Source organism: Mesorhizobium sp. CA5 (genome assembly GCF_020165105.1).
GTDB lineage: Bacteria > Pseudomonadota > Alphaproteobacteria > Rhizobiales > Rhizobiaceae > Mesorhizobium.
This window is the reverse complement of the sequence record NZ_JAIUHJ010000007.1, coordinates 92,289-106,550: the sequence shown is the minus strand read 5'-3', so window position 1 is coordinate 106,550 and position 14,262 is coordinate 92,289. Positions and strand designations below refer to the sequence as shown.

The 14,262-nt window shown below is 63.2% G+C and carries 17 protein-coding genes and 1 other RNA gene; 10 read left to right on the top strand and 8 right to left on the bottom strand.

Annotated elements, in window-relative coordinates:
- Positions 1-14: 14 nt before the first annotated feature.
- The gene (locus tag LB529_RS11475) at positions 15-443 is read right to left on the bottom strand and encodes a MarR family winged helix-turn-helix transcriptional regulator (protein WP_224549771.1); all 429 of its coding nucleotides are present in this window, start codon (positions 441-443) and stop codon (positions 15-17) included.
- A gap of 170 nt (positions 444-613) precedes the next feature.
- Between LB529_RS11475 and LB529_RS11470 the strand changes: the two genes are divergently transcribed.
- A complete protein-coding gene (locus LB529_RS11470; RefSeq protein ID WP_224602048.1) occupies positions 614-2,419 on the top strand; it encodes a chloride channel protein in 1,806 nt (601 codons plus the stop codon).
- Here LB529_RS11470 and LB529_RS11465 read toward each other — a convergent pair.
- The 4 genes from LB529_RS11465 to LB529_RS11450 all read right to left on the bottom strand — a co-directional run bounded on the left by LB529_RS11465 (position 2,416) and on the right by LB529_RS11450 (position 4,189).
- Positions 2,416-2,643, bottom strand: coding sequence for a ribbon-helix-helix domain-containing protein (locus LB529_RS11465; protein ID WP_140545388.1), 228 nt, complete (start codon positions 2,641-2,643; stop codon positions 2,416-2,418). The two genes, LB529_RS11470 and LB529_RS11465, sit on opposite strands and share 4 nt — an antisense overlap.
- Positions 2,644-2,651: 8 nt before the next feature.
- On the bottom strand, positions 2,652-2,849 hold the full coding sequence (locus LB529_RS11460; protein ID WP_224711130.1) for a DUF4169 family protein: 198 nt from the start codon (positions 2,847-2,849) through the stop codon (positions 2,652-2,654).
- 9 nt (positions 2,850-2,858) lie between these two features.
- Positions 2,859-3,389: an SspB family protein gene (locus LB529_RS11455; RefSeq protein ID WP_095765528.1), complete on the bottom strand. Its 531-nt coding sequence runs from the start codon at positions 3,387-3,389 to the stop codon at positions 2,859-2,861.
- A gap of 116 nt (positions 3,390-3,505) precedes the next feature.
- Positions 3,506-4,189, bottom strand: a complete 684-nt coding sequence (locus tag LB529_RS11450; RefSeq protein ID WP_095764764.1) for a TetR/AcrR family transcriptional regulator — start codon at positions 4,187-4,189, stop codon at positions 3,506-3,508.
- A 188-nt stretch (positions 4,190-4,377) separates the two neighbouring features.
- Here LB529_RS11450 and LB529_RS11445 point away from each other — a divergent pair, with 188 nt between their 5' ends.
- On the top strand, positions 4,378-5,583 hold the full coding sequence (locus tag LB529_RS11445; protein ID WP_224626163.1) for a multidrug effflux MFS transporter: 1,206 nt from the start codon (positions 4,378-4,380) through the stop codon (positions 5,581-5,583).
- 46 nt (positions 5,584-5,629) lie between these two features.
- On the opposite strand, the gene LB529_RS11440 is transcribed toward LB529_RS11445, so the two are convergent.
- Entirely contained in the window at positions 5,630-6,187 is a 558-nt protein-coding gene (locus LB529_RS11440) for an AAA family ATPase (RefSeq protein WP_224711129.1), read from the bottom strand.
- Positions 6,188-6,287: 100 nt separating this feature from the next.
- Positions 6,288-6,648, bottom strand: a transfer-messenger RNA (tmRNA) gene (gene ssrA, locus LB529_RS11435).
- Between the two features lie 166 nt (positions 6,649-6,814).
- On the opposite strand from ssrA, the gene LB529_RS11430 reads away from it, so the two are divergent.
- The 6 genes from LB529_RS11430 to LB529_RS11405 all read left to right on the top strand — a co-directional run bounded on the left by LB529_RS11430 (position 6,815) and on the right by LB529_RS11405 (position 11,599).
- Entirely contained in the window at positions 6,815-7,126 is a 312-nt protein-coding gene (locus LB529_RS11430) for a DUF2853 family protein (RefSeq protein WP_042644091.1), read from the top strand.
- Between the two features lie 231 nt (positions 7,127-7,357).
- Positions 7,358-8,152 (top strand): thymidylate synthase, encoded by a 795-nt coding sequence (locus LB529_RS11425; protein WP_224711128.1) that lies wholly within the window; start codon positions 7,358-7,360, stop codon positions 8,150-8,152.
- Positions 8,153-8,539: 387 nt separating this feature from the next.
- On the top strand, positions 8,540-9,334 hold the full coding sequence (modA, locus tag LB529_RS11420) for a molybdate ABC transporter substrate-binding protein (RefSeq protein WP_224711127.1): 795 nt from the start codon (positions 8,540-8,542) through the stop codon (positions 9,332-9,334).
- 22 nt (positions 9,335-9,356) lie between these two features.
- Positions 9,357-10,061, top strand: a complete 705-nt coding sequence (gene modB, locus LB529_RS11415) for a molybdate ABC transporter permease subunit (RefSeq protein ID WP_095764769.1) — start codon at positions 9,357-9,359, stop codon at positions 10,059-10,061.
- The gene (gene modC / locus LB529_RS11410) at positions 10,058-11,170 is read left to right on the top strand and encodes a molybdenum ABC transporter ATP-binding protein (RefSeq protein ID WP_224711126.1); all 1,113 of its coding nucleotides are present in this window, start codon (positions 10,058-10,060) and stop codon (positions 11,168-11,170) included. The genes modB and modC overlap by 4 nt, the downstream gene beginning before the upstream one ends.
- Positions 11,171-11,257: 87 nt before the next feature.
- Positions 11,258-11,599 carry a winged helix-turn-helix domain-containing protein gene (locus LB529_RS11405; RefSeq protein ID WP_224711125.1) on the top strand — a complete coding sequence of 114 codons (342 nt, stop codon included), beginning with the start codon at positions 11,258-11,260 and terminating at the stop codon, positions 11,597-11,599.
- Positions 11,600-11,700: 101 nt separating this feature from the next.
- On the opposite strand, the gene cobF is transcribed toward LB529_RS11405, so the two are convergent.
- The gene (cobF, locus tag LB529_RS11400; RefSeq protein WP_224711124.1) at positions 11,701-12,465 is read right to left on the bottom strand and encodes a precorrin-6A synthase (deacetylating); all 765 of its coding nucleotides are present in this window, start codon (positions 12,463-12,465) and stop codon (positions 11,701-11,703) included.
- Between the two features lie 143 nt (positions 12,466-12,608).
- On the opposite strand from cobF, the gene LB529_RS11395 reads away from it, so the two are divergent.
- Both LB529_RS11395 and LB529_RS11390 read left to right on the top strand, forming a co-directional pair.
- On the top strand, positions 12,609-13,622 hold the full coding sequence (locus LB529_RS11395) for a DUF4424 domain-containing protein (protein WP_224711123.1): 1,014 nt from the start codon (positions 12,609-12,611) through the stop codon (positions 13,620-13,622).
- On the top strand, positions 13,622-14,140 hold the full coding sequence (locus LB529_RS11390; RefSeq protein ID WP_224522816.1) for a dihydrofolate reductase: 519 nt from the start codon (positions 13,622-13,624) through the stop codon (positions 14,138-14,140). Before LB529_RS11395 ends, LB529_RS11390 begins: the two co-directional genes overlap by 1 nt.
- Positions 14,141-14,262 lie beyond the last annotated feature (122 nt).

The window sequence follows — 14,262 nt, the reverse complement described above, 5'->3', positions numbered from 1 at the left end:
ATCAGCCACCGCGCCTAGGACTCTTCCTGGCGCGAGAGCAGGCGCCGCAGCATCGGCTCGATGCGCGAAAGCTCGTCGAGATGCGCGGCCGACAAGTCGGCCAGGCGATCGTCGGCCAAAGGGGTGAGCTGCAGCAGCACGCGCCGGTGATCGCTCTTGTCCTGATCGCGTATGACCAGGCCGGCCTCGGCGAGGCGGTTCACCAGTTCCACCGCGCTGTGGTGGCGAATGCGCAGCCGCTCGGCAAGGTCGCCCACCGCCACCGGTCCGCCGCCTGGAAATCCTTTGATCGCTAGCAGCGCCTGGTGCTGGCGCGGCGTGAGGCCCGCCTCGTTGGCCTGGACCTGGCTGAATTCGAGAAAGCGGCGGATCAGATAACGGAACTGCGACAGCCGCTGGTAGTCGGCCTGGCTGATGGCGGGGCGTTGTTTCGGCGGCGTCATTTCCCGACTTATGGTCTTTTCGTGCAAAAGCTCAACTGGCCGTCGCAATCCCCGTCCAAAATGACGCGGCGCAGCGATTGAAACAGCCTTGCAGATTTATATCGTGTTACGATATGAAGCCACCTGAAACCGGGCGGTCTACGTGCCGTCAGAAAGTTCAGGCTCCCAAAATGAAATCCGCTCGTGCCGGCAACGGCCATCTTCGCGACTTCACGACCGATCCGCGCGTGCTGATTATTGCAGCCATCGCCGTGGTGGTGGCGACCGCCGGGCTTTTTGCCGGCATCGTGCTCCTGCAGCTCATCCGTCTTGCCACCAACATCGCCTATTTCGGCCAGTTCTCGCTGGCTGAACTAAGGCTCGAGGACACGCCGCTCGGGCTCGCCGCGGTGATCGTGCCGGTGATCGGCGCGCTGATCATCGGCCTGATGGCGCGCTTCGGCAGCGAGAAGATCCGCGGCCACGGCATTCCCGAAGCCATCGAGGCAATCCTGCTCGGACGCTCGCGGCTCGACGCCAAGGTCGCGGTGCTGAAGCCGCTATCGTCGGCGATCTCGATCGGCTCGGGCGGACCATTCGGCGCCGAAGGCCCGATCATCATGACCGGCGGCGCCATCGGCTCGCTGATCGCGCAGATGCTGCCGGTCAGCGACAATGAGCGCAAGACGCTGCTGGTGGCGGGTGCAGCGGCCGGCATGACGACGGTGTTCGGCACGCCGATCGCCGCCATCATGCTTGCCGTCGAACTGCTCCTGTTCGAATGGACGCCGCGCAGCTTCATCCCCGTCGCCGTCGCGGCAATCGTCGCGGAAGTCGAGCGCAGCCTGCTTCACCTGCCGAGCCCGATCTTTCCGTTCTCGGGCAGCATGGATTCATCGATCGCCGGGCTGGGCGGCTGGGTGCTGATCGGCATTGCCGCCGGACTTCTTTCAGGACTGCTGACGCAATTGGTCTATGCCTGCGAGGACGCCTTCCTGAAGCTGCCGATACACTGGATGTGGTGGCCGATGATCGGCGGCCTGGTGGTCGGCATCGGCGGACTTATCGAACCGCACGCGCTTGGCGTCGGCTACGACAACATCGCCAACATGCTCGACGGCCGCACCGTCGCCACCGCCGCGCTGCTGCTGCTGGTGGTGAAGGCCGTCATCTGGTCGGTTGCGCTGGGGTCTGGGACCTCGGGAGGCGTGCTGGCGCCACTGCTCATCATGGGCGGCGCGATGGGCGCGGTGCTTTCGGGTATCCTGCCCGAGGCAAGCCCCGGCTTCTGGCCGCTGCTGGCGATGGCGGCGACGATGGGCGGCACCATGCGCGCGCCGCTGACCGCGACCTTCTTTGCCACCGAGCTTACCGGCAACACGCATGTGCTGGTGCCGCTGATTGCCGCTTGCGCCACCGCGCATGCGGTCACCGTGCTGTTGATGAAGCGCTCGATCCTGACCGAGAAAGTGGCGCGGCGCGGGCATCACCTCGTGCGAGAATACCGCGTCGATCCTTTCGCCCTGACCAGGGTCAAGGAAGTGATGACCACCAAGGTCGAGAGCGTGCCGGGAACGATGACGCTACATGGCGCGGCAACCTTCCTGACGGCGCCGGATACTCGGCATCCGAGCTTCCCGGTCATCGATGAAGCGGGGCATGTGCTCGGCGTCATCGATCCGCCGGCGATCCTGCGCTGGCGCCGTAACGGCAAGCACCGCAAGGCGACGCTGGGCGAATTGCTGGCCGGCAACAAGATCACGCTGGCCTATCCGGACGAATATCTCGAAGCGCTTTCCGACAAGCTTTTGCTCGCCAATGTCTCGCATCTGCCGGTCGTCTCACGCGAGGATGAACGGCTCGTCGGCTATATCGGCTGGAAAGACATGATGCGGGTAAGGTCGAAAAAGCAGGCGGAGGAGCGCGACCGCACGGCATTGCTGAGCTTCGGCGCAAAGCGCAAGACGCAACAGAGCATCAGCGATAGCGCGGTCTAGGGCGCGGCGGCGCCGCGTTTAGCCCAGGCCAGCACGTAGAGCCTCAGCGCGGATGACAGGTTCGCGTCGCGGGTCCGAGTCTCGTCGATCTCCGCGACCAAGGCCGCGAGCGACAGCGAGCGCTCGGCGGCGATGGCGATGAGGTCGTCATAGAAGGGCTGTTCCAGGGAAAAGCTGGTGCGGTGACCGCGGATCGTTACCGAACGTTTCTCGACCGCGGCCATTGCAGGACTCAGCGCTCGCCAGGGTCGTCGGATTTTTCCCGGCGATGGCCGGCTACGAATTTCTCGGCCTTCTGCGATGTCAGCCTGTCACGCTCGCGCTCTGTCTTCGAGCGGCCGTGCAGCGCCCGGTTCTCGCCGGCCCGGCGTTCCTTCTCGGTGCGCGCTTTATGCTTGCGGGCCTGGCGGAGATTGATGACCTCGCCCATGGCGCCGGGCTACTTCTTGCGGAAGGCGTCGAGCGAAACGACGTCGGCGCCCTTGGCGCCGGTCTCGGCGACCGCCTGCTTCTTTTCGGCCTCGGCGGCCTTCTTCTTGTTTTCCGCCTTCTTCTCGGGGACGACGGCGACCGGTTCGGGGGCCGGAGCCGCGGCCTCGTCTTCCGCGCTTTCCGTCTTGACGTCGAATTCGAGCTCGAAATTGACCGACGGATCGTAGAAGCCGCGCACGGCGGAGAAGGGGATTTCGAGCTTTTCCGGCACATCGGAGAAGGAAAGCCCGACCTCGAAGCCGGCATCCGTGACCTTGAGGTCCCAATACTGGAACTGAATGACGATGGTCATCTGCTCCGGATAGCGCTCGCGCAGCCTGGACGAAATGCGCACGCCCGGCGCGCCGGTCAGGAAGGTGATGAAGAAATGATGATTTCCCGGAAGGCCGGTGCGCGCGACCTCGGCCAGGACCTTGCGCATGACACCGCGCAGAGCCTCCTGGGCCAGAATGTCGTAGCGGATGTGGTCGTCGGCCATCTGATGGTCGGGTTCCGTTGAATCGTCCGCATAGCTGTAATCAAGCTTGAGCGCGGCGTAAACCGCATATAGGCGCAAAGCCGTGAGGCCAAGAGGGGTGCCGGCGATTTGATGGCTCAGGCGTGAGCGAGCGCAGCCTGCTTGGCAGCTGGCGATTTCCTTCTGGCGAAGGCGCCGAGAAAGGTCCGCACGCCGTTCGTGGCCGAGCGCAGCACCTCTTCCTCGGTGGGCACGCCGCCCAGCATGAAAGTGATCTGAAGCTCGGCGTTGACGAGGGCGAAGAACTGACGCGCCGCGACGTCGGGGTCGCCGATCGACAGGTGGCCGGCGAAGGCAAGCCGGGCAAAGCGCGCGGCAAGCGCCGACCAGGTACGGCCCGGGCCTTGCTCGCGCCATTCGGCAAACAGTTCCGGATAACGCTCGCCTTCGGCCTGGATCAGCTTGCGCAGGAAACGGCCGTCGCGGTTGCAGATGCAGTTGCGGTTCATGCGCACGGCGAAGGCGATCAGGTCGGCTTCCAGGTCCGTGGGCTGATCGGGAAAGCTGGCGATGGTGGCGAAGATGCCGGCATTGCAGCGCTCCGTCAGGTCGCGTACGACCGCGACGAACAGCTTTTCCTTGTCGCCATGGTGGTTGTAGACGGTCTGCCGTGAAACGCCGGCCTCGGCCGCGATCAGGTCGATATTGGCGCCGGCATAGCCTTCGCGGCAGAAAACGGAAGCGGCGGCGTCGACCACCGACACGCGCTTGGCCTCGTGGCTGCGTGGCGGGAAAGTGTCAGGAGAAACGCCGTGCTTCATGAAAAATCTATATAGCGGTGATTGACGAATTGGACAAGCCTGTCTAAATTTATGGACACAATAAAGGGAAGCCCGCACGGAAGGGGCGAAGAAATTCGCCCTTGGGCGTAGGATTTCCGCGGGATGGAACGTCCTGGGTTTAGACGCCGGCATTTTGCGGCGGCAACCAGATCCGAAAGAGCCTTATCATGAGTCCCAAATTCCTCCGCATCGCGGTCGTGCTCGGCTTGTTGTCCGCGATCGGCCCATTTGCGATCGATATGTATCTTCCCGCGCTGCCTTCGATCGGCCAGGACCTGCATGCCGGCACCGCCGCCGTGCAGATGAGCCTTCTGATCTTCTTTCTGTCGATGGGTTTTGGGCAGATCGTCGTCGGCCCGATCTCCGACATGGTCGGCCGCAAGACGCCGCTTTACGCCGGCCTCGCGCTGTTCATGGTCGGCGGCGTCGGCTCGGCGATGGCGCCGACCATCGAGTGGCTGATCGCCTTCCGCTTTCTGCAAGGTCTCGGCGCCAGCGCCGGCATGGCAGTGCCGCGCGCCATCGTGCGCGACCTGCACACCGGCAACGAGGCCGCCAAGCTGATGTCGCTCTTGATGCTGGTCTTCTCGGTGTCGCCGATCCTGGCGCCGCTGACCGGCAGCCAAATCATCGAGAGCTTCGGCTGGCGCGCCGTGTTCTGGACGGTGACGGGCGCGGCCGCTTTGGCCACCATCCTGCTTGCCACCTCGCTCAAGGAGACGCGGCCCGTCGAAGAGCGCGCCGGCTCATCGTTCGGCACGGCGCTTGCCGGCTACCGCTACCTGATGGGCGACCGCAACTTCCTTGGCCTCGTGGCGATTGCGGGCTTCGGCATTGCGAGCTTCTTCGTCTATCTGTCGAGCTCGTCCTTCATCCTGATCGACCATTACGGCCTGTCGCCGTCGGTCTACAGCGTCTTCTTCTCGATCAACGCGGTCGCGTTCATCGGCATGTCGCAGCTGACCGGGTTGCTGGCTGACCGCTTCGGGTTGAAGCGTGTCGTCTGGGTGGCGGTCACCGGCTATGCCACGGTAATGGTGGCGCTGTTCGCGATCATGGCGTCGGGCGTCGACCGGCTCGACGTGATGGCGGCGCTGCTTTTTGTCGGCTACGGTTTCCTTGGCCTCGTCATCCCCACCACCTCGGTGCTGGCGATGGAAGAGCATGGCGAGATCGCCGGCACGGCCTCGGCGCTGATGGGCACGTTGCACTTCGCCATCGGCGCGCTGGCGATGGGCGTCGCCGGCATCTTCTTCGACGGCACACCGTTGCCGATGGTGGCCGGCATCGCGCTGTGCGCCGTGATCTCCTTCACTCTGGCCAAGCTGACGCTCGGCCGCGCGCGCGAAGCGGTCGAAGCGCCGGCGGAGTAGGACAGCCGTTGAGGAGATAGAAAGGCCGGGTCGATACCGGCCTTTTTCATGTTCCTGGCGAAGCTGTTTGATCGAGGACGAAGCGCACCCGTTCATCGACCGGAGCGAGAGGCAACGGCACCAGGTCGTAGCCGAGCTCCGCATAGACGCCGGTCACCGAACGGAATGTGCGCTCGGCTTCCTCGAGCGTTTGCCGGCGCTCGTCGTCCTGAATGAAAATCTCCGGCCATGGCGGGGCGACGAAGACGCGGCGCGCGTAGCGGAATTTTTCAGCCGCGCTCGTGAGGTGGTCCGGCACCGGCAGGCCGCAGAGCCTGAGATAGCCGATCGTGTCGGGCGCGCCGCGGTCGAAGAACACCTGGCCGGACTCGGCACGAGCGGCTTGCCAGGAGCGCAGCTCCCAAGACAGCATCAGCTCGGCAAAGAGTGAGCGCTCCCGCCAGGGAAGGGCAGGGCCGCCGATGGCCATCTGGTCGCGGATGATGCCGCGCCCGGCTTCGGGCGCGGTCGCGAAGCCTTGGGCCCGCAGCGCCTCGATCAGCGTGGTCTTGCCGGAGCCGGGGCCGCCGGTCAGCACGAAAAATCGATCGGTATCGTCTTGCATCGCCTGTCCATGGATGATGGGCGGCAAGGCTGTGCCCGCGCATCAGGCGCCGGACCAGCCTTGGCCGTTCGGTTGATTGGGGAGAAGCAAGGAGGGGGAAGGTGGAGGTTTCTGTTGCCAGGTACCTCCGAACCCCGCCTAGAAGTGCGAACCTCTAGGGCTTGATTTGAAGCGTTCGCGCCGCATTAAGCAGCGAGACGAGCTTCCGCATAGTTGTCGTTGGCAACTATAAGTTTAGCCCGATAACGGTGGTACAATGCCGGGCAAAAGTACGATCTTTACACCTTCGTCGATCCTATTTCGCCCCCAGCAAAAGCCGCTCCGTCAGCCAGAGCGGTTTTTGGTGGAGGCGCCGGGTACCGCCCCCGGGTCCGAACGGCTTATTTCATCGCCTGTTTATCGCCATAGTCGGTCAAGCCGACGAACCGTATATAGGGAGCGGCGAAGGAAAAATAAAGGCCAAAACCGGCGCTTAACCGGTTGTGCCAAACGGCAGCCAGGGTTGACTTGCGCGCCTACTCAATCAAATCTCGCTGCCGGTGAGGAGTCTCTGACCTAGCGCACAGGTTGCGCGGCGCGCCACAACCCTCATCGATCGGATCCGTGGCGCCGACGAGGGGAAGTTTGATGGCCGACTATCTTGCGGATGTGAAGAAATATGATGCCGGCGCCAGCGCCGACGCGGTCGATAAGATCGTCAAGCATCTGGGCATTGCGCTCAGGAACCGCGATTCCTCGCTGGTGTCCTGCACCGACCCGAAGGAACTCGACCGCGTGCGGGAGAACTGGATCGGCAAGAAGCTCGGCATCGCCGATGCCGCAAAGGCGAATGCCTCGATCGAGAAGACCTGCAAGGCGATGCAGGCCGACAACACCAAGAGCCGCGTGACCTTCTATTATCTGGTTGCGAAGGATCTCGGCAAACTCGGCTCTCTGTAGGACCTTTTGATAATTCTACTCTGGCGGCCGACTAGCGCGGTTTTCTGCGCTTCCGGTGCTCACGTACTTTAAGTACGCTCCGCTCCGGTTCTCGAAAACCACGCTATTCGACTCGCCAGAGCGAATTCTGAAAAGGTCCTGCCGCCTCGCGTAGGGAAGGATTTCAGACAGACGTGGCGTCGGCGCGCACATTCGCTATGATTATATGTCACTCGAATCGAGGCAGAGCCGATGCGCCAATATCTCGACCTGTTGAAGCATGTGCTGGAGAATGGCATCGACCGTGGCGACCGTACCGGGACAGGCACGCGCTCGGTGTTCGGCTACCAGATGCGCTTCGACCTTTCGCGCGGCTTTCCGGTTACGACCACCAAGAAGCTGCATCTGAAGTCGATCATCCACGAGCTTTTGTGGTTTCTGGCCGGCGACACCAACATCAAATATCTCAATGATCATGGCGTCACCATCTGGGACGAATGGGCCGACGAGAACGGCGATCTCGGGCCGGTCTATGGCAAGCAATGGCGCTCATGGCCGGACGGGCGTGGCGGCGAGATCGACCAGATTGCGAGCCTTTTGAAGGAGATACGCCGGAATCCCAACTCGCGCCGGCTGATCGTCTCGGCCTGGAACCCGGCCGAAGTCGAGGCGATGGCGCTGCCGCCCTGCCACTGCCTGTTCCAGTTCTATGTTTCGGAAGGCCGGCTCTCGTGCCAGCTTTACCAGCGCTCGGGCGATATTTTCCTCGGCGTGCCGTTCAACATCGCCTCCTATGCCTTGCTCACCCTCATGGTGGCGCAGGTCACCGGGCTGAAGCCCGGCGACTTCGTTCACACGCTGGGCGATGCGCATCTTTATTCGAACCATTTCGAGCAGGCGCGCGAGCAGCTGCGGCGCACGCCCAAGGCCTTGCCGACGATGTGGATCAATCCGGAAGTGAAGGACCTCTTCGCCTTCCGCTTCGAGGATTTCCGCCTCGAGAATTATTTCGCGGATGCGAATATCAAGGCGCCCATCGCGGTATGAGCCAGTTTTCGGCCTAGTCGATGCCAACCATGACGTCCGAGGCCTTGACTACCGCATAGCCCCCTGCTTGCCCTTCTCGAGCGCGAGGTCGGCGACCGCTTGGTGATTGACGCGGTGACTGACGCGTCGCCGCCGATGTCGATCTGACATGCGAAGCGGTGGCTTCCCTTGACGATCTCGGTCACCTTACGCCTTGAGGTGTTGCAGGCGCTGATCTTCATGCGTCTTTCCTTGAGCTTCGCCCCTTCCGTTTTGCATTCACCGTAGGCTGAGATCGCGCCGGCGCACAATGCCGCGACAGGTGAAAAGCCTTCCCTTGTTATGTTCATACGGATATATCGGTCCAAGGCTTTTGGCGGTACGGATTTGAAACCAGGGAGAGACTTCATGACGGGCAAGGGTTTCGGGTTGAAGACGATCGCCATTGGCGGTCTGGCGGCAATGCTGATGACGGCGGTGCCGGCGGCCCATGCCGACGACAAGGTCGTCGTGTTTGCCGCGGCCAGCCTCAAGGAAGCGCTCGACGCGGTCAACAAGGCATGCGAGCCGGAAGTCGGCGAAGCAGCGACCATTTCCTACGCGGCGAGCTCGGCTCTGGCCAAGCAGATCGAAGGCGGCGCGCCGGCCGATATCTTCGTCTCGGCCGACCTCGACTGGATGAAATATCTCTCGGACAAGAAGCTGACCAAGCCTGATACCGAAGTGAAGCTGCTCGGCAACCAGCTCGTGCTGGTGGCACCGAAGGATTCCGCGGTCGAGACCAAGGTCGAGAAGGGCTTCGACCTCGCCAAGCTGATCGGCGACGGCAGGCTTGCCATGGGCGATCTCAAGGCCGTGCCGGCCGGCAAATACGGCAAGGCGGCGTTGGAATCGCTGGGCGTCTGGTCGTCCGTCGAGGGCAAGATCGCGCAGGCCGAGAATGTGCGTGCAGCTCTCAAGCTGGTGTCGACGGGCGAGGCGGCTCTGGGCATCGTCTACGCCACCGACGCGCATGCCGAAAAGGGCGTCAAGGTCGTCGGCACCTTCCCGGAAGATTCGCATCCGCCGATCATCTACCCGATTGCCCAGACCGCCGATTCGAAGGACAAGGATGCGGCGGACTTCCTGAAATGCGTCGAGTCGGCCAAGGCCGCCGACCTGTTCAAGGAGCAGGGTTTCACGGTGCTCGCACCGAGCAACTGAGAAAGGCCGCGCAAACACAATCATGAACTGGCTGCTGGACCTCACTCCCGACGAATGGAATGCGGTGCGGCTGTCGATCAGGGTGGCGACGGTGGCGATGATCGCCAGCCTGCCGCCGGGCATCCTGATCGCGCTCCTGCTCGCGCGGGGGCGTTTCTGGGGCAAGACGCTGCTCAACGGGCTAGTGCATCTGCCGCTGATCCTGCCGCCGGTGGTGACCGGCTATCTGCTCTTGCTCACCTTCGGCCGGCGCGGCCCGGCCGGCGCCTTCCTTGCCGAGCATTTCGGCATCATTTTCTCGTTCCGCTGGACAGGCGCGGCACTGGCCTGCGGGGTCATGGGCTTTCCGCTGATGGTGCGGGCTATCCGGCTCTCGATCGAGGCTGTCGACCGCAGAATCGAAGCAGCGGCCGGCACGCTTGGCGCCAATCCGCTCTGGGTGTTCGCCACCATCACGCTGCCGCTGATCCTGCCCGGCCTGATCGCCGGCGCGATCCTTTCCTTCGCCAAGGCGATGGGCGAATTCGGCGCCACCATTACCTTCGTCTCCAACATCCCTAACGAAACGCAGACGCTGCCCTCGGCGATCTACACCTTCACACAGGTGCCGGGTGGCGATGAAGGCGCGCTCAGGCTGACGCTGATCTCGATCGTCATCTCGATGGTCGCGCTCATCGCCTCGGAAGTGCTGGCGCGGCGCGTCGGCCGGCGGATGGACATCGAATGACGCTCTCGGTCGACATCCGCCATCGCCTCGGCGATTTCGCCGTGGAAGCCCGTTTCGAGAGCGCCGGCCGGCTGACGGCGCTGTTCGGGCCCTCCGGCTCGGGCAAGTCGACGCTGATCAACCTGATCGCCGGCCTGATCCGTCCGGACAAGGGACTTATCTCGGTCGATGGCAATGTGCTGGGCGACACCGCCGCGCGCATCTTCGTGCCCATGCACAAGCGACGCATCGGCATGGTGTTCCAGGATGCGCAACTGTTCCCGCATATGAGCGTCGCCGGCAATCTGCGCTACGGCCGCTGGTTCACGCCGCCTTCCGAGCGCTACGCCAAGATGGATGCGGTGGTCGACCTGCTCGGCATCGGTCACCTGCTCGACCGGCGGCCGGCGAAACTGTCGGGCGGCGAAAGGCAGCGCGTCGCAATCGGCCGCGCGCTGCTTGCCAGCCCGAAACTTCTACTGATGGACGAGCCGCTCGCCTCGCTCGACGAAGCGCGCAAGGCCGAGATCCTGCCTTATATCGAACGGCTGCGCGACGAGACGAAGATCCCGATCGTCTATGTCAGCCATTCCGTGGCCGAGGTGGCGCGGCTGGCGAGCGACGTCGTGGTGCTTTCGCAAGGCAAGGTCGCGGCCGCGGGGCCGACCGAGGCGATCATGCAGCGGCTCGACCTGTTGCCGGCAGAGGAGCGCGGCGAGGGTGGGGCGGTGCTCGACACCAAAGTTCTGCATCACGACGAGGCTTTTGGCATGACGGTGCTCGGCTCACAGGCCGGCGAAATCCGCGTGCCGAAAGTGGCGCGGGCAGCAGGCGCTCCGGTGCGCATTCGCATTCGCGCGCGCGATGTGATGGTCGCCATCGAGAAACCCGCTGGCCTCAGTGCGCTCAACATTCTGCCGGGAACAATCGTCGGCATGAAGCCGGGCGAGGGGCCTGAGGTCGAAATCGGCATCGATTGCCATGGCGCGGTTGTGGTCGCGCGGATCACCGAGCAATCGCGGCAGGCGCTTGGCCTCGAGCTGGGAAGCCAGGTCTTCGCGGTCATCAAGACGGTGAGCTTCGATCGCGCAAACACCGGCGCCGGCCTGCCTGCCGAAGTCGGCGTTTGAGGATCTCGATCATGTCGCTATGTATATTTGGAATAGCGCTTCCTTTCCATTGGGGCTATTGTCGTGCCGTGACATCAAGGAGATGAGATGCCGTCGCTGAGCCTGCGGATAAACCTCGACCCCGACGGCCGGATCGGCCCGGGCAAGGTCGAACTGCTGGAGCAGATCGCCGCCTTCGGTTCGATCTCGGCCGCGGCGCGCGGCATGGAGATGTCTTACAAGCATGCCTGGGACCTGGTCGAGGACATGAACCGCGTGTTCGGCAAGCCGCTGGTCGCGGCGCAGACCGGCGGCCGTAAAGGCGGCGGCGCGCAGTTGACATCGGTGGGTTTGGCGGTCGTCAGCCGTTTCAGGGCGATAGAGCGAGCCGCTTCATCGGCCGCCGCCGTTCATATGCAGGCTCTGCAGGTGGAGATCGATGCTGGATGAGGCAGTAGGCAGTAGGCAGTAGGACAAGATGTCTTGGATGCTTGAAAACCGAGGCCTCCAATAGTCCATTATTCTACTGCCTATTCCCTATTCCCTACTGCCTAATTCCCTGATTTTCTCAGCAGATAAATGTCCATGATCCAGCCCTTCTTTCGTCTGGCGTCTTCACGAACCCTTTCGATTTCGGCACCGACGTCGCCCATGCGACCGGAGATGACGATCTCGTCCGGCGTGCCGAGATAGGCGCCCCACTGGATAAGGACGTCCTTGTCGGCAAGCGTGTTGAAGGCGCATTTGCCGTCGAGCATGACGACGGTGGAGCCGGCATTGGCTGGCAGTCCTTCTTCGGTTAACCGGCGACCGGTCGTCACCAGGATCGAATCGCCGATGCGGTTGAGCGCGGTCGCGTGGGCGGCGGCCAGCGCCTGGATCGCGGTGATGCCGGGGATGACCTCGAGCTCGAAACCGACATTGCCTCTCAGGCGCACGCGCTCGAGGATGCGCAGCGCGCTGTCATAGAGCGACGGATCGCCCCAGATCAGGAACGCGCCGCAGCCATCTTCGGCAAGCTCGTCGCGGATCAGAGCCTCATAGATCTCGGCGATCGCTTCGTGCCAGTCGTCGACTGTCACACGATAGGACGATGTCGGTTCGGCCCGAACCGGCACATCGAACTCGACCCGGCGCGATTTCGGATTGGTGACGAAGCGGTCGCAGATCTGCCGGCGCAGATCGGCAAGATCGTTCTTCTTCGCTCCCTTGTCGGGAATGAACAGCGCGTCGGCGCGGTTCAGGCCGTCGATGGCCTGTACCGTCATGTGGTCGGGATTGCCGGCGCCGATGCCGATGACGAGAAGCTTGCGCATGGCGATCTCCTGCCCGATCGGCGACGCGGTGTCCAGAAGTACCCGTATCCGGTGACGAAGGGCTTTGAAACGCTATCTTGAAACGGGTAGATGGAAGAGCGCATCCGGCTGATCCGGGTATCGCGGCACAGAGGAGGGGGTCCATGTTACGCACCGTAACGACCGCAGCGCTTGTAATAACGGCCGCTCCGGCCTTCGCCAATGATTCCGTCGCCGAGCTCGGCACAGGCGGGCTGATCCTGTCGCGCAGCGACGCCGTCGCCATGCAGAGCGAGGACCTTTTCATCTCGCCGGAGAAGGTGACGGTCGACTATGTCTTCCGCAACAACACCGACAAGGATGTCAGCTCCATCGTCGCGTTCCCGATGCCCGACATCGAGGGCGATCCGAACGAGATGCCGGCAATCCCGGAGGCTCAGAGCGACAATTTCCTCGGCTTCGAGGTGACGATCGACGGCGTCGATGCGAAGCCGCAGCTGGAGCAAAAGGCGCTGGCGCTCGGCATCGACATCACCGCCGACCTCAAGGCGCAGAACGTGCCGCTCTATCCATTCGGCGGCGCCGCCAAGGCGGCGCTGGCGAAGCTGCCCAAGGATATCGCCAAGGACTGGGAAGATCGCGGCATTATCATCGAAGATACCGCCGATGACGGCTCGGGCATGCAAACCACCTTTGCGCCGTTCTGGCAGCTGCGCTCGACCTACTGGTGGCGCTCGACCTTCCCGGCCAACAAGGAGGTTCATGTCTGGCACCGCTACAAGCCCAGCGTCGGGGGCACCTCCTCGGTCAGCTTTTTCTATGATGGGCAGTTCCAGGGCCAGTATGCGGCCTACAAGACCCGCTATTGCATCGATCAGACGTTCGAGAACGCGGTGCGCAAGGCGGCCAAGGCAAATCCGGACGGTTATCCGAAATATTACGAGAGCCGCATCGCCTATATCCTGACCACCGGCGGCAACTGGGCGGCCGGGACGATTGGCAATTTCAAGCTCACTATCGACAAGGGCAGCCCAAAAAACCTCGTCTCCTTTTGCGGCGACAATGTCAAAAAGGTCGGGCCGACGACGTTCGAGGTCACCGCGAAGGATTTTTATCCCGAGCACGATATCGACATCCTTCTGCTTGAGCCGTCGGACAATGGCGGGAACGGCGGCTGATGGATATCGCGATCTATGTCGCCATCGCCGAAAACGGCGTGATCGGCCGCGAAGGCGGCCTGCCGTGGCGGCTTTCCACCGATCTCAAGCGCTTCAAGGCCGACACGATGGGCAAGCCGATCATCATGGGCCGCAAGACCTATGAAGGCATCGGCCGGCCGCTGCCCGGCCGGCTCAATATCGTGGTGACGCGCGACAAGGCCTGGCGCGCCGAGGGCATCGAGGTGGCCCATTCGCTGGATGACGCGATCGCGCTGGCCAGGGTGCGCGGACGCTGCATGGCGGGAGTTGAGGAGGTCTGCGTGGTCGGTGGCGGCGAGATCTATGCCCAGGCCTTGCCGCTTGCCGACCGGCTGCATGTGACCCATGTGCTGGCCAGCGTCGATGGCGATGCGCATTTCCCGCCGATCGATCCAAGCATCTGGCAAGTCGTCAGCGCCGAGGATTTTCCTGCCGGAGAGAAAGACAGCCACGCCACGCGTTACACGGTTTACGAGCGCCGGCGCGACGATCGTTGACGACGACAAAGGGTCGCTACCCGTCCAAATCGCACGGGACGATGGCACATCGCGTTGAAAGCGGGTCAAGGCGTCCCTATAGAAGAACGGTGTTGCAGCGGCGCGCGTCCAACCGGACGCGC